The 16978-nt window shown below is 63.3% G+C and carries 12 protein-coding genes and 1 tRNA gene; 3 read left to right on the top strand and 10 right to left on the bottom strand.

The window, feature by feature from the left end:
- Window positions 1–50 precede the first annotated feature (50 nt).
- The 6 genes from CAG33_RS02920 to rpsU form a co-directional block, all read right to left on the bottom strand.
- Entirely contained in the window at window positions 51–1130 is a 1080-nt protein-coding gene (locus CAG33_RS02920; protein ID WP_085636829.1) for a site-specific integrase, read from the bottom strand.
- 125 nt (window positions 1131–1255) lie between these two features.
- Window positions 1256–1332, bottom strand: a tRNA-Ile gene (locus CAG33_RS02915).
- A gap of 15 nt (window positions 1333–1347) precedes the next feature.
- The gene (locus CAG33_RS02910) at window positions 1348–5094 is read right to left on the bottom strand and encodes a bifunctional diguanylate cyclase/phosphodiesterase (protein ID WP_085636827.1); all 3747 of its coding nucleotides are present in this window, start codon (window positions 5092–5094) and stop codon (window positions 1348–1350) included.
- 123 nt (window positions 5095–5217) lie between these two features.
- Window positions 5218–7065, bottom strand: a complete 1848-nt coding sequence (rpoD, locus tag CAG33_RS02905; RefSeq protein ID WP_085586292.1) for an RNA polymerase sigma factor RpoD — start codon at window positions 7063–7065, stop codon at window positions 5218–5220.
- A gap of 67 nt (window positions 7066–7132) precedes the next feature.
- Complete coding sequence (gene dnaG, locus CAG33_RS02895) at window positions 7133–9100, bottom strand: DNA primase (RefSeq protein WP_085637143.1); 1968 nt, start codon at window positions 9098–9100, stop codon at window positions 7133–7135.
- 475 nt (window positions 9101–9575) lie between these two features.
- A complete protein-coding gene (rpsU, locus tag CAG33_RS02890) occupies window positions 9576–9791 on the bottom strand; it encodes a 30S ribosomal protein S21 (RefSeq protein WP_002551877.1) in 216 nt (71 codons plus the stop codon).
- Window positions 9792–9990: 199 nt separating this feature from the next.
- Here rpsU and tsaD point away from each other — a divergent pair, with 199 nt between their 5' ends.
- Window positions 9991–11019 (top strand): tRNA (adenosine(37)-N6)-threonylcarbamoyltransferase complex transferase subunit TsaD, encoded by a 1029-nt coding sequence (gene tsaD, locus CAG33_RS02885; RefSeq protein ID WP_085586288.1) that lies wholly within the window; start codon window positions 9991–9993, stop codon window positions 11017–11019.
- Between the two features lie 20 nt (window positions 11020–11039).
- Here the strand turns inward: tsaD and plsY are convergent, their stop codons facing one another.
- On the bottom strand, window positions 11040–11609 hold the full coding sequence (plsY, locus tag CAG33_RS02880) for a glycerol-3-phosphate 1-O-acyltransferase PlsY (protein ID WP_085586286.1): 570 nt from the start codon (window positions 11607–11609) through the stop codon (window positions 11040–11042).
- A gap of 74 nt (window positions 11610–11683) precedes the next feature.
- Between plsY and folB the strand changes: the two genes are divergently transcribed.
- Both folB and folK read left to right on the top strand, forming a co-directional pair.
- Window positions 11684–12040, top strand: coding sequence for a dihydroneopterin aldolase (gene folB, locus CAG33_RS02875; protein ID WP_085586284.1), 357 nt, complete (start codon window positions 11684–11686; stop codon window positions 12038–12040).
- Window positions 12031–12555, top strand: a complete 525-nt coding sequence (folK, locus tag CAG33_RS02870) for a 2-amino-4-hydroxy-6-hydroxymethyldihydropteridine diphosphokinase (RefSeq protein WP_085586282.1) — start codon at window positions 12031–12033, stop codon at window positions 12553–12555. The genes folB and folK overlap by 10 nt, the downstream gene beginning before the upstream one ends.
- 121 nt (window positions 12556–12676) lie before the next feature.
- On the opposite strand, the gene CAG33_RS02865 is transcribed toward folK, so the two are convergent.
- The 3 genes from CAG33_RS02865 to CAG33_RS02855 all read right to left on the bottom strand — a co-directional run bounded on the left by CAG33_RS02865 (window position 12677) and on the right by CAG33_RS02855 (window position 16800).
- A complete protein-coding gene (locus CAG33_RS02865; RefSeq protein WP_085629944.1) occupies window positions 12677–13906 on the bottom strand; it encodes a multifunctional CCA addition/repair protein in 1230 nt (409 codons plus the stop codon).
- Between the two features lie 63 nt (window positions 13907–13969).
- Window positions 13970–15532 carry a SpoVR family protein gene (locus CAG33_RS02860; protein WP_085586278.1) on the bottom strand — a complete coding sequence of 521 codons (1563 nt, stop codon included), beginning with the start codon at window positions 15530–15532 and terminating at the stop codon, window positions 13970–13972.
- Window positions 15529–16800: a YeaH/YhbH family protein gene (locus CAG33_RS02855; protein ID WP_007959907.1), complete on the bottom strand. Its 1272-nt coding sequence runs from the start codon at window positions 16798–16800 to the stop codon at window positions 15529–15531. Before CAG33_RS02855 ends, CAG33_RS02860 begins: the two co-directional genes overlap by 4 nt.
- Between the last annotated feature and the right edge of the window lie 178 nt (window positions 16801–16978).

Here is a 16978-nt window from a genome sequence, read left to right as displayed (position 1 = left end):
AGCCAGTAGCTCCAACTCTTCCTGCCTCTTTAGGCGTAGCTCATCGAACGTCATGCTTTTCGCTTTTTCTTCGGGCGGCCGATAGCATCTAAATCTTTCACCAGGTCTTCGGCTCTCAGATGCGTATAGCGCCGGAGCATCTGCATAGATTTATGCCCACTTATGGACGAGACCTTCTGGTCCGACATGCCGCTTTCGACAAGCCGACTCACTGCTTCATGACGTAGATCGTGAAAGCGCAGATCAGACATACCTAGCTTGGTCTTGAGCAGTCCCCATTTCTTTGTGAAGGCATAGGGCCGGCGTTTACCGTCTTTACCTGGCTCGCCAAAGAATACGAGGTTGCAATCGGTTGGTCGCACTGGATTATCCAAAGCGGCCTTGAAGGTGTCCGTAGCCTGTTTGGTGAGAGGAACGGTCCGGGCACTATCATTTTTTGTGTCTGACAGGCGCACTACACGCTTTTTCAGGTCGACCTGGTGACAGCGTAGACCTGTGATCTCCGATGAGCGCATGCCTGTCTCCAGGGCGATACGAACGATCCAGCCAAGCATAGGGTTGCTGTGTGTGCTAGCGGCGCTAAGCAGGCGTCGTTCTTCATCGGCTGACAGTCGGCGGTCGCGACCTTCTCCAGGGCTCGGTTTGCGAATATTGAGCACCGGGTTGAATGTCAGTCCGAGCCCCCATTCTTGAATCGCCACGGTATAGAGATGGCTAAGCAAGGCTATCTCGAGGCGCACGGTGTTATTGCTAACGGGGACGCCACGCTTGCTCAGGGCGCCCAGTCGGGTGTCGCGGTAATTGGCGATAACTTCGGCGGAGAGGGCGGCCAAGGAGTATTTGCCCAGATGTTCGATCAGCTGCTTGGCCTTGGTCGCCTCGGCTTTCTGCGTGGTGGGTTTTTTACTTGGGGTGACCTCGGCCAGATAGCGCTCCAGTGCTTTCTCAAGCGTTAGGCGCTCTGAGCCGCTGCGCTGGATGTAAACCCCTCGCACCATTTCGTCCTCGGTACGACGTGACCAGTCTTCTGCGTCGCGTTTAGTTCGGAAGGTTTTAGAGTTGGTGGGCCATCCAGTTTTGCGGATGACAGCTTTCCAAGTGCCGGCAGGGGTTTTGACAATTGTGGCCATCTGAGGACTCCAAAGGCGAGCAGACAGAACTGCACTGTACCTAAATTGTACCTTTGGACCATAGGATTATTCGTGAGGCCACACCTCTGAAAAGCAAAAAGCCGCGCAGTGCGCGGCTTTGAAGGTGGTGGGCCCACACGGACTCGAACCGTGGACCAAAGGATTATGAGTCCTCTGCTCTAACCGACTGAGCTATAGGCCCTCAGTAGGCGGCGGATTATAGCGACGGTTTGGCGGCTGTGCTATCCGAAAAATCCGATACGGCAATGCGCAGAAACGTGGCGGCGAACTCTTCGGGCGGCAGGGGCAAGCTGACGATGTAGCCCTGGATCTGTTCGCAGCCTTCGGCGGCGAGGAACTGCTCCTGGGCCTGGGACTCCACGCCTTCGGCGATCACGGTGAACTGCATGCTGCGGCCCAGGGCGATGATGGCGCGGACGATGGCTGCGTCGTGCGGGTCGTCGGGCAGGCCGCGGACGAAGGACTGGTCGATCTTGAGGATGTCCAGCGGCAGGCGCTTGAGGTAACTGAGCGAGGAATAGCCGGTGCCGAAGTCGTCGATGGCCAGTTGCACGCCCAGGCGCTTGAGCTGGTGCAGCACGGCGAGCGCCTCTTCGGCCTGGCTCATGATGAAGTTCTCGGTGATTTCCAGTTGCAACAGGTCCGGCCTGAGGCGGTTGTCCTTGAGCAGTTGCTCGATGCGGCCCAGCAGGTTCGGCTGGCGCAGCTGGGCGCCGGCGAGGTTGACCGACAGCGGGCCCAGGCTTTCGTAGATCTGGCTCCACTCGAACATCTGCCGGCAGGCGGTCTCGAGCACCCAGTCGCCGATCTGCAGGATCATGCCGTTCTCTTCGGCCAGCGGAATGAAATGCTCCGGCGGCACCTCGCCGAAGTTGGGGTGACGCCAGCGGATCAGGGCTTCGGCGCCGACCAGGCGGTGGTCGTCGAGGCTGATTTTCGGCTGGTAGTAGAGGTACAGCTCATCGCGTTCGATGGCCCGGCGCAGTTCGTGCTCCAGGGCCACGCGTTCGCTGGCCTGGGCGGTGAGGTCGCGGGTGTAGCTTTCGACGCGGTTGCGGCCCTTGGCCTTGGAGCGGTACATCGCCGCATCGGCGTTCTTGACCAGCGTGGCCACGTCGCAGCCGTCCCGTGGATAGAGGCTGGTGCCGATGCTGGCGCTGATGAAGAACTCGTGCTCGCCGGCCTGGAACGGCGCGCTGAAGCAGTGCAGCAGCTTGTTGGCGATGTAGTCGGCGTCGCTGGCCTGCTGCAGGCCGGGTAGCAGGATGATGAATTCGTCGCCGCCCAGGCGGGCGACGGTGTCGATGTCGCGCAGCTGTTCCTTCAGGCGCACGGCGATGCCCTTGAGCAGCAGGTCGCCGACCGGGTGGCCGAGGCTGTCGTTGATGTGTTTGAAGCGGTCGAGGTCCAGGAACAGCACGGCACCCTGGCCACCGTCCTCCTGCTGGCTGTTCAGCGCCATCAGCAGGCGGTTCTCGAACAGGGTGCGGTTCGGCAGGCCGGTGAGGGGGTCGTGGTGGGCTTGATAATCGAGCTTGGCCTGGGCGTGCTTGAGGCTGGAGATGTCGGCGAATACCGCGACGAAGTGGGTGATGGAGCGGTCGCGGTTGCGCACGGCGCTGATGGTCAGCCAGCTGGGGTAGAGCTCGCCGTTCTTGCGCCGGTTGGAGATTTCGCCCTGCCAGTGGCCTTCGTCGGTCAACTGGTGCCACATGGCAGCGTAGAAGGCGCTGTCGTGCAGGCCGGACGCCAGCAGGCGAGGGGTGTGGCCCAGGGCCTCGCTTTCGCTGTAGCCGGTGATCTCGGTGAAGGCACGGTTGACGGCGCTGATGTGCTGCTGGGTATCGGTGATCAGTACGCCTTCGGCGGTGCTTTCGAACACCGTGGCCGCCTGTTGCAGTTTCTCCTGCATCAGGTGCCGCTCGGTGATGTCCCGGGCGATGGTCAGCATGCAGTCGTCCTCGCCGATCGGCAGCGGTCGGCTGGAGACCTCGCAGAGGCGGATCTGCCCGTCGCTGCGGCGGATGTGGCAGCTGAAGTCGCGCACGTAGCCGTCGCGGTGCAGCAGGTCGAGCATCTGCTTGCGTTCGTTGAGGTTGACCCAGATCCCCAGATCCAGCGCCGAGCGATCCACCGACATGGCGCTGTTGTAGCCGGTGATGCGGCTGAAGCCTTCGTTGACCTCCAGCAGCAGACCGTCGCTTTGGCGCGACAGGAGCAGGCCGTCCGGCGAGGCATGGAACGCCTTGGCGAACTTTTCCTCGGAGGTCTGCAGCTGTTGCTGGGTTTCCTTGAGCTGGGAGATGTCGCGCACCACCACCACCAGGGCCGGCGTGGTGTCCAGGTCGAACGGCTCGGCGGAGATCAGGCCGGTGAACAGTTGGCCGTTGCTGCGCCGAAAGGGCATCTCCAGGTTGCGGATGCTGCCGGCCTGCAGGCGTTGCAAGAGTCCCGGGCCGACACCGGGAATCCCCCAGATGTTCAGTTCGGTGGCGGTCTGGCCGATCACGTCTTCGGCCTTCAGCCCGATCTGTTCTTCGAAGGCTTCATTGACCTCCAGCAGGCAGCCGTCGGACAGCCGGGCGATGACCAGGATGTCCGGGCACTGCCGGAACACCGAGGCGAATTTCTGCTCCGACAGCCGCAGCGCCTCTTCGGTGCGTTTGGCTTCGCTGATGTCGATCATCAGGCCGCGCATCACCGGCTCGTGGCCGTGCTCGATCAGGCTGACGATGTCGCGGACCCACAGGCAGCGGCCGTCGGCGGTGATCACCCGGTAGTCGAGGCTGTGGTCGCGCCCGGCCTCTACCTCGTGGTCGCAGAAGCTCTGGGCCCGGGTCAGATCCGCCGGGTGGATGATGTTGCGCCAGAAACCCGGGATCAGCCAGTGGGACAGCGGATAGCCCAGCAGATCCTCGGCATGGGGCGAAACGTAGCTGTAGGTGAAATCGCTGATCCGCGCTTCCCAGGCGATGGCCGACAGGCTCTCCACCAGACCGCGGTAGTGGTACTCGCTGCTGCGCAGTTCCTGCTCGAGGTCGATGCGCCGGGCGATCTCCGAACTCAGGCGGCGGTTGATGCGGATCACCACCGCCAGCACGCTGAACAGCAACAACAGGCCCGGCAGGCCGTATATCAGAAGATCCGACCAGAATGTCCGGTGATCGAGGACGTTGCCGACCCAATGCTCCTGGATGCTGCTGATCTCCTCCGGGGACATGTCGGCGAGCACCTTGTCCAGGATGGTCACCAGCATCTTGTTGTCCCGGGGGACGGCCATCGCCAACTGGTAGCGATAGGGCGTTTCGCCGCTGACGTACAGGCCGTCGAGCTTGAGTTGGCGCAGGCTCCAGACGCTGGAGGCGAGGTCACCGACCACGGCGTCCACTTCGTCGGTCGCCAGGGCCTGGAGCGCTGAGCTGACGTTGGGCATGGCCACCAGGTTCAGGTCGGGATGGTGGGTGCGCAGTAATTCATGGGGCGCGTAGTTTTCCACCACGGCGATCTTCAGGCCGTACAGGTCGTCCAGCTTGCGCGGCTGCGGGCCGCCGACGTGGGCGAGGATGACGATCGGGAAGTCGAGGTAGGGGCGGGTGAACGCCAGGTAGGTCTGGCGCTCCGGGGTGGACATGATGCCCGGCAGCAGGTCCAGGCTGCCCTCCTTCGCTTGCGCCAGCACCACCGTCCAGCTCACCGGCTCGATGGGCGTGAGCTTGATCGCCAGGCGCTGGCGGATCACGTCGATGTAGTCCGCCGCCAGGCCCTGGTAGCGGTTCTGGTCGTCCCGGAACTCGAAGGGCGGCCACGAGGCGTCCACGCCCAGGCGCAAATCCGGGTGAGCCGCCAGCCAGGCACGTTCTTCGTCGGTCAGAGTCAGCGCGCCAGCCGTTGCGGTCCAGGTAATCAGCGACAGCAAAAAAAGCACGGTCGGCAGTCTGGGCATAACGGTCTCGTTATGGCACGGGGGAATGCTTCGAGTGTAGACGGGCTGCGCGGGGGGAGGGGGAGGCGGGGGATTTAATCTGCCGCAAAACAAAACCCCCGGCCTGGGCCGGGGGTTCTGGTGTCACTCGTCGAGGAAGGAGCGCAGATGCTCGCTCCGCGTCGGGTGGCGCAGCTTGCGCAGCGCCTTGGCTTCGATCTGACGGATCCGCTCGCGGGTCACGTCGAACTGCTTGCCGACCTCTTCCAGCGTGTGGTCGGTGTTCATGTCGATGCCGAAACGCATGCGCAGCACTTTGGCTTCACGGGCGGTGAGGCCGGACAGCACTTCGCGGGTCGCTTCCTTCAGGCTTTCCACGGTGGCGACATCGATCGGCGACTGCATGGTCGAGTCTTCGATGAAGTCACCCAGATGGGAGTCTTCGTCATCGCCGATCGGGGTTTCCATGGAGATCGGCTCTTTGGCGATCTTCAGTACCTTGCGGATCTTGTCCTCAGGCATCTCCATGCGCTCGCCCAGCTCTTCCGGCGTCGGTTCGCGACCCATTTCCTGCAGCATCTGGCGGGAAATGCGGTTGAGCTTGTTGATGGTCTCGATCATGTGCACCGGAATACGGATGGTGCGCGCCTGGTCGGCGATCGAACGGGTGATGGCCTGACGGATCCACCAGGTCGCATAGGTCGAGAACTTGTAGCCGCGACGGTATTCGAACTTGTCCACCGCCTTCATAAGGCCGATGTTGCCTTCCTGGATCAGGTCGAGGAACTGCAGGCCGCGGTTGGTGTACTTCTTGGCGATGGAGATCACCAGACGCAGGTTCGCCTCGACCATCTCTTTCTTCGCGCGGCGGGCCTTGGCCTCGCCGATCGACATGCGACGGTTGATGTCCTTGATCTCGGCGATGGTCAGGCCGGTTTCGGTCTCCAGCGCGACCAGCTTCTGCTGGCAACGGATGATGTCCGGCTGCAGGCGGGCAATGGCTTCGGCGTACTTGCCTTTGCCTTTGGCCAGGGCGTCGGACCAGCTCTCGTCGACTTCGTTGCCCGGGAACTGGCGCAGGAAGTCGGCACGCGGCATGCGGGCATCACGCACGCACAGCTGCATGATCGCGCGCTCTTGCTGACGCAGGCGGTCCAGGGCGCTGCGGACACGCTCGACCAGGCCTTCGAATTGCTTCGGCACCAGTTTGATCGGCATGAACAGGTCGGCCAGGACCAGCAGTTCGGCAATCGCCGCCTTGTTGTGGCGACCGTGCTTCTTCAGCGCCTTGCGGGTGATTTCCATCTGCTCGGCGACAGCGCCGAAACGCTGGGCGGCGATGACCGGATCCGGGCCGCTTTCGGCTTCTTCTTCGTCATCGGAAGATTCGGCCTCGTCATCGTCGTCGGACTCTTCCTCTTTCGCGGCCTTGGCGTCGAGCGGCGGCGGCACTTCGGCGGCCGGCGGCGCGGTGCCGTCGTCCGGATCGATGTAGCCGCTCAGCACGTCGGACAGGCGGCCGCCTTCGGACGTGACGCGGTCGTACTCGGAGAGGATGTGCTCGACGGTGCCGGGGAAGTGGGCGATCGCGCTCATCACTTCACGGATGCCTTCTTCGATCCGCTTGGCGATCTCGATTTCGCCTTCGCGGGTCAGAAGCTCGACCGTACCCATTTCACGCATGTACATGCGCACGGGATCCGTGGTGCGACCGATGTCGGTCTCCACCGCCGCGAGCGCGGCGGCTGCTTCTTCCGCAGCGGCCTCGTCGGTATCGGCGTCGGCCAGCATAAGGGCGTCCGCATCCGGAGCACTCTCGTGTACGGGGATCCCCATGTCGTTAATCATGCGGATGATGTCTTCCACCTGCTCCGGATCTGAAATATCCTCGGGCAGGTGGTCGTTGACCTCGGCGTAAGTCAGATATTTCTGCTCACGGCCCAGTTTGATCAACTCAATAATACGAGACTGCTGTTGCGCTTTTCCGGACATAACACCCTATCCACTGAAGGTCTTGGCGGGCAAAAAACAAGCCGAGGATTATACCTGAGCTATGACCTCACGCGCCAGTTGAGGTCGGGTTTGATGCGGGAGCATTGCGACTCAACAGGTCGCGCAGCTGGTTTTTTTCGTCGCTGCTCAGTTCGCTTTGACGGGCTTTCCTGAGCAGTTGTTCCAGATTCCGTTCGCGTTGACGGGCTGACAGACTGGAAATGGTGTCGAAAAACTGTTGTTCAAGGTTGTCTCCGTCGATCAGCCATTCCTTCTCGGCCAGCGCCCTGAGCAGGCGACCCTGTTCGGTTCCGTGCCATCGCGCGATCAACTGAATTGAGTTTAGCTTGGGATTCTTCTGTACGGCTTCGAGCAGGGCCACCAGCAATTGTGCGTTGGTCTGGCTTTCGTCCGCGAAGTGCCCGGCGTCCTCGACCTTGTCCGCCAGTTGCGGATGATGCAGCAAGGTCCGCAGGGCGGCCTGGATCGGCGGCTCGACGGCGGCAGGCACCCGAGGGGCGCGCGGCTGGTCGCGGTCACCGCCGCGCTTGCCGTTCTTGTCCCAGGGCTTCTTTTCCCATTTCTTGCCGCCGGAACCGGATTTCTTCGGCGTCCACTCCTGCTGCGGCGCGTACATGTCCGCCGCCTGCGGTTGATGGTAGTCGCTGTAGTCCGGCATCGCGCCGTAATCGATGCCGGGATCGTACGCCGGCGGCGCTTCCTGCGGTGCGCTCTGGGCCAGCTGGCTGACGGTTTCGCTGTTCAGGCCGGTGATTTCGGTCAGGCGCTGGCGCATCAGGATCCGCAGGTTGGCGCCTGGCACCTTTTCGATCAGCGGTGCCGCCAGTGTGACCATGTGCGCCTTGCCTTCGAGCGAACGCGGATCGGCCTCTTCGGTCAGTTGCTGGAAGAAGTAGTCCGCCAGCGGCTGCGCATGTTGGTTGATCCGGGCGCGGAAGGCATCGGTGCCCTCGGCGCGGATCAGCGTATCCGGGTCTTCGCCTTCGGGCAGGAACAGAAAGCGCGCGCGGCGGCCGTCCTGCAGGCTCGACAGCGTGGCTTCCAGCGCCCGCCAGGCGGCGTTGCGGCCGGCCTGGTCGCCGTCGAAGCAGAACAGGACGTTGGGCACCACGCGGAACAGGCGCTTCATGTGCTCTTCGCTGGTTGCCGTGCCGAGCGTCGCGACGGCGTTGCGCAGGCCTTGCTGGGCCAGGGCGATGACATCCATGTAGCCCTCGACGACGATGATCTCGTCGAGGTTGCGGTTGTTCTTGCGGGCTTCGTACAGGCCATAGAGTTCCTGGCCCTTGTGGAACACCGGGGTCTCCGGCGAGTTCAGGTACTTGGGCTTGTCGTCCCCCAGCACCCGGCCGCCGAACGCGATGATCCGGCCGCGGGTGTCGCGGATCGGGAACATCACCCGGTCGCGGAAGCGGTCGTAGCGCTTGCCGGTCTCGGCGTTCTCGATCAGCAGCCCGGCATCGATCATGGCCTTTTGCTGCAGGGTGTCGCTGCTCAAGTGCTTGAACAGGTTGTCCCAGCCCGGCGGGGCGAACCCCAGGCCGAAGTCCCGGGCGATCTCGCCGGTCAGGCCGCGGCCCTTGAGGTAGTCCACGGCGGCCTTGCGCGCCGGGTGGCTCTTGAGCGCCTGGCGGTAGAAATCGGCGGCCGCGGTGAGCAGCGGGTACAGCGGCGAATCGGTCGGCTGGCGCGGCTTGTGCGAGCGGCTGCCTTCCTCCCGCGGGACTTCCATGCCGGCGGCCTTGGCCAGGTCCTCGACCGCCTGGGGGAAGTCCAGGTTGTCGTGGTCCATGAGGAAGCCGAGGGCGTTGCCGCCCGCGCCGCAGCCGAAGCAGTAGTAGAACTGCTTGTCGGGGCTGACGCTGAACGACGGGGTCTTTTCCTTGTGGAACGGGCAGCACGCGGTGAAGTTCTTGCCGGCCTTCTTCAATTGCACGCGCGAACTGACCACGTCGACGATGTCGGTGCGGTTCAGAAGGTCGTCAATGAAGCTCTGGGGGATCAACCCGGCCATGGCGTTCTCGTCGTCTGCGCTCAAAGGATCCGATGCGATGGGCGCAAAGGACGTGGCTCATCCGGCGGGGCGCGTGCTTTCGGCGGCTCGACCGGTGTCGTCTGCGTGATCGCTGTCGGGAAGTGTATCTGCCGAAATTCCCTTGGCGTTAGCAGCCATCGGATTTCGACCGTTTGAAAGTGTTGCGCTGAATCCGCTGACGGCCGGATTGCGGCCTCGGATAGCTCATGAAGCAGGCAGGTGCCTTGGGCTGATCGTCGTGAGAGGAATCAGTGGGTGTGCTCGTCGGCAGCCTCGAAAGGCCCGTCAGAAAAGACGTGCACCGCTGGCAAAGAAGCCAGGCCTGACGCGGTGAAGCGGATTTGTCTCGGTCGCATGTGCGGCTTCGACGGTGAAGCATCAAGCGTTTTCCGCAAATGCCATAAGCCCGGCGGAAGGCCGGGCTTGGCAGAAGCTTGCTACGAACGTCTGTGTATCAGTACAGACGAACGGCGCGGCGCTGTTCGCGCTGAACTTTCTTGGCGTGACGCTTAACAGCGGCTGCTGCCTTGCGCTTACGCTCGGAAGTTGGCTTCTCGTAAAATTCGCGGCTACGAACCTCAGCCAGTACACCGGCTTTTTCGCAGGAGCGCTTGAAACGACGCAGAGCTACGTCGAAGGGTTCATTCTCTTTAACTTTGACGGCTGGCATCCAGAGCTACCTTCATTCATTACCGGGGTCAACATCCTCGCGGCAAAAGAGCACTTGAAGACGTCGGTTTTTAAGGGTTGCGGATGTTAACCCCTCAACGCTCGGAATGCAAAGCCTCTGATCGAAAACCGCTGGTCGGGGCATCACGCGGCGACTATCATGCGCGCCTTCGAATTTAGCCTAAACAAGGCCAGAACCCATGCTAGTACTGGGATTGGAAACGTCCTGCGACGAAACCGGCGTCGCGCTCTACGACAGTGAACGCGGCCTTCTGGCGGACGCGCTGTTCAGTCAGATCGACCTGCACCGCGTCTACGGCGGCGTGGTGCCGGAGCTGGCCTCCCGCGATCACGTCAAGCGCATGCTGCCGCTTATCCGGCAGGTGCTGGCGGAGGCCGACTGCGTGCCGACCGAGATCGACGCGATCGCCTACACCGCAGGCCCAGGCCTGGTCGGGGCCCTGCTGGTGGGCGCCTCCTGCGCCCAGGCGCTGGCGTTCGCCTGGGGCATTCCGGCGCTGGGCGTGCACCACATGGAAGGCCATCTGCTGGCGCCGATGCTCGAGGCGCAACCGCCGGAGTTTCCGTTCGTCGCTTTGTTGGTCTCCGGTGGCCATACGCAGTTGGTCCGGGTCGATGGCATCGGCCAATACGCCTTGCTTGGCGAAACCCTCGACGATGCCGCCGGCGAAGCCTTCGACAAGACCGCCAAGATGATGGGCCTGAACTATCCAGGCGGGCCCGAGATCGCCAAGGCCGCCGAGCGGGGCGTCGCCGGCCGGTTCACCTTCCCGCGTCCGATGTGCGACCGTCCGGGTCTGGACTTCAGCTTCAGCGGCCTGAAGACATTCGCCCTCAACACCTGGCAGCAGAGCGTCAGCGCCGGGGACGACGGCGAGCAAGCCCGTTGCGACATCGCGCTGGCGTTCCAGCAGGCCGTGGTGGAGACTTTGACCATCAAGTGCAAGCGTGCCCTCAAGCAGGCCGGCATGAAGCGCCTGGTGATCGCCGGCGGCGTCAGCGCCAACCGGGCGTTGCGTGCGTCGCTGGAGAAAATGCTCGGCGACATGAAGGGCAGCGTGTTCTATGCCCGTCCGCAGTTCTGCACCGACAACGGCGCGATGATCGCGTTCGCCGGTTGCCAGCGGCTGCAGGCCGGCCAGCAGGAAAGCCTGGCGATCACCGTGCAGGCGCGCTGGCCGATGGAGCAGTTGTCCGCGTTGGGATGAGCGTCGTTCAAGGGCGGCATTCAAAAATGCCGTTCGCGCCCGGCGAACAGGTCGCGTAGATTGCCCCGGTGCCGCCAGACGATCAGCAGCGTGAGCGTGCTCATCGGCAGCAGGGCGGCCGGTTCCTGCCAGGCCAGCAGCGGCAGGGTGAGGGGGGTGGCGATGAGGGCCGCGAGCGAGCTGGTGCGGGTCAGGTAGAACGTCAGCAGCCAGGCGGCTATGGCCAGCAGTGCGGCGGGCGGATACAGCCCCAGCAGCATGCCGGCCGCCGTGGCGACGCCTTTGCCGCCGCGGAAACGGAAATACAGCGGGAACAGGTGACCGATCACGGCGCAGACGCCGATCCAGGCCTGGTCCTGCGGCGACAGGCCTGCCGCCGAGGCGATCAGCACCGGCAGCAGGCCTTTGCACAGATCGCCGAGCAAGGTCAGGACCGCCAGTTTGCGGCCGGCCAGGCGCAGCATGTTGGTGGCGCCGGCATTGCCCGAGCCGCTCATTCGCGGATCCGGGTTTCCGGTCAGGCGGCTGAGCAAGATGGCGAAGGACAGCGAGCCGAGCAGGTAGGCGAAAACCGCCAGTGACCAAAACATGCTAACTATTCCGGGCGAGGACGCCCTGATTCTAACGGCGCAACGCGCCCTTGTCGTGCAACGGAGAAAAGTGCTTGGACAGAGTGTTTATCGAGGGCCTGGAAGTCGACACCGTGATCGGTGCCTACGACTGGGAGCGCGGCATCCGACAGTGCCTGCGCCTTGATCTGAGCTTCGCCTGGGACAATCGTCCGGCCGCCGCCGGCGACGACCTGACCCTGGCGCTCGACTACGCCAGCGTCTCCACGCGGATCCAGGCCTTCGCCGAGCAGGCGCAGTTCCAGTTGGTCGAGACCTTCGCCGAACGGCTGGTCGAGACGCTGATGGACGAATTCAAGATCACCTGGGTGCGCCTGAAGCTGACCAAGCCGGGCGCCGTGCCGGCCGCCAAGGGCGGCGTGGGTGTGGAGATCGAGCGCGGATGTCGCTGACTCAGGTCTACCTCGGCCTCGGTAGCAATATCGAGCGTGAAACCCATTTGCGCGCCGGGCTCGAGGCCTTGGCCGCGTTCCTGGTGGATATCCGCTGTTCGGCGGTGTTCGAGAGCCAGCCGGTGGGCATCAAGAGCGGTCCGTTCTTCAATTTCGTGGTGTCGGCGTTCACCGACCTGCCGCTGATGGAGCTGGATCGCCGCTTGAAGTTCATCGAGGCGGACAACGGCCGTTACGCGCCGGACCGCAAGGGCCTGCCGCTGGACATCGACGTGCTGCTGTACGGCGACCTGACGGGCAATTTCGACGGGCTGGTCCTGCCGCGGGCGGAGATCCTGAAAAACGCCTTCGTGCTGTGGCCGCTGTCGCTGATTGCGCCGGAGCGGGTGCATCCGGGCGTGGGAAAAAGCTTTGCTGCGCTGTGGGCAGAGGCGCAGATCGATCAGGAACTGGCACCGGTGGCCTTTGAGTGGCGGGGCGAGCCGTTGACCCCCGAGGATCTGTTGTCGGCCTGAGCGGTGTCTTCACTGACGCCCTCTTCAGCAGGCTGGCTCCCTCACTTTTGGGGGAGCACAGAATCCGTGAGCGCCGCCGTTCCCTGCGGGAGCGGCGGCGCGACGATTCGGACTGCCCGTTTCAGGAGGCCGCCGCCTCCTTGTACGCCTTCAACGCCTTGAGCCGTTCGCGCTTGAGCGCCTCGCCCAGTTCCGGGCCTTTGAAACCTTTCTCCAGCAACGGCTGTACCGCCACGCTGCGCGCCACCGTCGCGGCGCCGCGCAAGTAATCCGCCTGTGGATAACTGCGCTGTTCCAGGCCTTTTCGCCCGCGGGCGTCCATCTCGCAAGCGGCAATGAACTCCTCGAAACGCTGCGGCCGGCGGTAGACGTCGAAGCTCTGCAGCAACTCCAGCAGCGTCGTGGCTTTCAGCTCAAGGGCGCGGTGCCCGTGGGTGTGGTACTGGCCGACCAGCAGTGCCAGTTCCTGGCACTCCTTCGGAGCCTTGAAGCGTTCGTTGACCGCTTTGATCAACTTCAGCCCTGTGTGCTCGTGGGCGATATGCCTCGGCCATTCCTCTTGCGGCGTCAGGCCTTTGCCCAGGTCGTGCAGCAGGCAGGCCCAGCGCACGGTCAGCGGTTGCCTGTGCAGCGCCGATTGCTCCAGCACGCTCAAGGTGTGGATGCCGCTGTCGATTTCCGGGTGATGGGCTTCCGGCTGCGGCACGCCGAAGAGCGCATCCACTTCCGGCATCAGCACCTTGAGCGCGCCGCAGTCGCGCAGCACCTGAATGAACACCTGCGGCTGCTCTTCCATCAGGGCGCGGGAAATCTCCTTCCAGCTGCGTTCGGCGGTCAGGGCTTCCAGCTCCCCCGATTCGCTGAGGGTGCGCATCAGTTCAAGGGTCTCGGGCGCGACGGTGAACCCCAGTGCCGCATAACGGGCGGCGAAACGCCCCACCCGCAGCACCCGCAGCGGATCTTCGGCGAACGCCGGGGAAACGTGACGGAGTATGCGGTCTTCAAGGTCGCGCTGGCCGTTGTAGGGGTCGGTCAGGTTCTGACCGTCGTCCTCAGCCATGGCGTTGATGGTCAGGTCGCGGCGGATCAGGTCTTCCTCAAGCGTGACCTCGGGGCTGGCGTGGAAGGTGAACCCGCCATAACCGCGGCCGCTCTTGCGCTCGGTGCGGGCAAGGGCGTACTCCTCGCCGGTCTTGGGGTGAAGGAACACCGGGAAGTCCGCGCCGACCGGGCGAAAGCCCTGGGCGAGCATCTCTTCGGTGGTCGCGCCGACCACCACCCAGTCGATGTCGGTGACCGGTTTGCCCAGCAGGCGATCGCGCACGGCGCCGCCGACCTTGTAAATCTGCATAAAAAACCTCCGTTGGCCCGACAGGATAACCCTTGCGCCGGACTTTCGGAGGCTGGAACGGGATCAAAGATGAATGACGGCCAAGTCGAGCCGACCGTAGTCCCCTTCGCTGTGCTCGTTTCGCGGCGGCACATGGTGGGTCTTCATCACCTGGTCGCCCTGCAGGGTCTCCAGGTGGATGTCGAAGCCCCACAGCCGGTGCAGGTGCTTGAGCACTTCTTCCGTGGAATCGCCCAAGGGCTTGCGGTCATGCTGCTGGTGGCGCAGGGTCAGCGAGCGGTCGCCGCGGCGGTCGATGCTGTAGATCTGCACGTTCGGCTCGCGGTTGCCGAGGTTGTACTGCGCCGCCAGGGTCTCGCGGATGATCCGGTAGCCGCCCTCGTCATGGATGGCCGGCACCAGCAGGTCGTCCCGCTGGTCGTCGTCGAGGATGCTGAACAGTTTGAGGTCGCGGATCACCTTGGGCGACAGGTACTGCAGGATGAAGCTCTCGTCCTTGAAGCTGCTCATGGCGAACTTGATGGTCGACAGCCAGTCGGAGCCGGCGATCTCCGGGAACCAGCGGCGGTCTTCCTCGGTGGGCTCCTCGCACATGCGCCGGATGTCCCGGTACATCGCAAAGCCCAGGGCGTAAGGGTTGATGCCGCTGTAGTAGGGGCTGTCGAACCCGGGCTGGAACACCACGCTGGTGTGGGACGTCAGGAACTCCATCATGAAGCCGTCGGTGACCAGGCCTTCGTCGTACAGGTCGTTCATCAGCGTGTAGTGCCAGAAGGTCGCCCAGCCTTCGTTCATCACCTGGGTCTGGCGCTGCGGGTAGAAGTACTGGGCGATCTTGCGCACGATGCGCACGATTTCCCGTTGCCACGGCTCCAGCAGCGGCGCGTGCTTCTCGATGAAGTACAGGATGTTCTCCTGCGGCTCGGCGGGGAACCGGGCGTTGTCCTTGTCGCTGAGCTTGTCGGTGCCCTTGGGGATGGTGCGCCACAGGTCGTTGATCTGCTTTTGCAGGTGCTCTTCGCGGTCCTTCTGCCGCCGCCGTTCTTCCTCGGCGGAAATCGGATACGGCCGTTTGTAGCGGTCCACGCCGTAGTTCATCAGGGCATGGCAGGAATCGAGCAGATCCTCCACCGCATCGATGCCGTGGCGCTCCTCGCACTGCATGATGTACTGCTTGGCGAACACCAGGTAATCGATGATCGAGCTGGCGTCGGTCCAGGTGCGGAACAGGTAGTTGCCCTTGAAGAAGCTGTTGTGGCCGTAGCAGGCGTGGGCCACCACCAAGGCCTGCATGCAGATGGTGTTCTCTTCCATCAGGTAGGCGATGCACGGATCCGAGTTGATCACGATCTCGTAGGCCAGGCCCATCTGCCCGCGGCTGTAGGATTTTTCGGTGCTGAGGAAGTGCTTGCCGTAGGACCAGTGGTGATAGCCCAGCGGCATGCCGACCGACGCGTAGGCGTCCATCATCTGCTCGGCGGTGATCACCTCGATCTGGTTGGGGTAGGTGTCCAGCGCATAGCGGGCCGCGATGCGGGCGATTTCGCGGTCATAGGCCTGGATCAGCTCGAACGTCCATTCGGAGCCGGTGGAGATGGGTTGGCGCTTCTGCTCTTTGGCGGTCATGTCACTAACCTGCGCTGGAAGAGTTCACGGAAGACCGGATAGATATCCCCGGCCGAGACCAGTTGCTGCTGGGCAAACGTGTCGGAAAAGGCTTCGGCGATGCGTTCGTACTCGTACCAGAGGGCCTGGTGCTCGCGGGGGGTGATCTCCACATAAGTGTAGTACTGCACGAACGGCATGATCTGGTTGATCAGGATGTCGCGGCAGATGGGCGAATCGTCGTTCCAGTTGTCGCCGTCGGAGGCCTGGGCGGCGTAGATGTTCCACTCGTTGCTCGGATAGCGCTCGGCCATGATTTCCTGCATCAGCTTCAGGGCGCTGGAGACGATGGTGCCGCCGGTTTCCCGCGAATAGAAGAACTCTTCCTCGTCCACTTCCCGGGCGCTGGTGTGATGGCGGATGAACACCACGTCGATCTTGTCGTAGTTCCGCTTGAGGAACAGGTACAGCAGGATGAAGAAGCGCTTGGCGATGTCCTTGGTCGCCTGGGTCATGGAGCCGGACACGTCCATCAGGCAGAACATGACCGCCTTGGAGCTGGGGTTGGGCTGCTTGATCAGCAGGTTGTACTTGAGGTCGAACGTGTCGAGGAACGGCACCCGATGGATGCGGGCGCTGAGTTTCTCGATTTCCGCTTCCAGATCCTGGATATCGCCGAAGTTGTCCGGCTCTTCGCGTTTCAGCCGGGCCAGTTCTTCCTTCACCTCGCGCAGTTTCGCCCGGCTGCTGCCGGACAGCGCGATGCGCCGGGCATGGGCCGAGCGCAGGGTGCGGATGATGTTGATGCGCGAGGGGTTGCCCTCGTTGCTGATGCCGGCGCGCACGGTCTTGAAGGTGTCGGTGCCGGTCAGGTTGCGTTTGACCAGGTTCGGCAGTTCGAGGTCCTCGAACATGAATTCGAGGAATTCCTCCTGGGTGATCTGGAAGACGAACTCGTCCATGCCTTCGCCGGAGTTGCCGGCCTTGCCGGGCCCCCGGCCTCCGCCGCCTCCCGGCGGGCGGGCGATGTGTTCGCCGGCGGTGAACTCCTTGTTGCCGGGGTGCACGACGGTCTGCTTGCCCCCGCGGCCGTGGTGAAGCACCGGTTCGTCGATGTCGCGACCGGGGATGCTGATCTGCTCGCCGTGCTCCATGTCGGTGATGGAACGCCGGCTGACGGCTTCTTCGACAGCCTTCTTGATGTGGTCACGGTAGCGCCGCAGGAAGCGCTGGCGGTTCACCGTGCTCTTGTTCTTGCCATTGAGGCGTCGGTCGATCACATAGCTCATGACTGCTCCTTAGAAGCTGTCCTGCAAAGGGCCGAGCGCTCATGCAGCATTGAACCGAATGCCAAGGGACGTACACGCTCCCCCAAGCGCTTTGGGTGCTGCCTGAACCCCGCTACCGCCTTTGGAACACCTTCCTGAGGCCTGTGTAACAGAAAATGCGCACACAGGCCCCGGGCTG

Source organism: Pseudomonas sp. B3(2017) (genome assembly GCF_002113595.1).
Lineage (GTDB): Bacteria > Pseudomonadota > Gammaproteobacteria > Pseudomonadales > Pseudomonadaceae > Aquipseudomonas > Aquipseudomonas ekonensis.
Note: the sequence above shows the minus strand (reverse complement) of the source record. Positions and strands in the feature narration are given on the sequence as shown.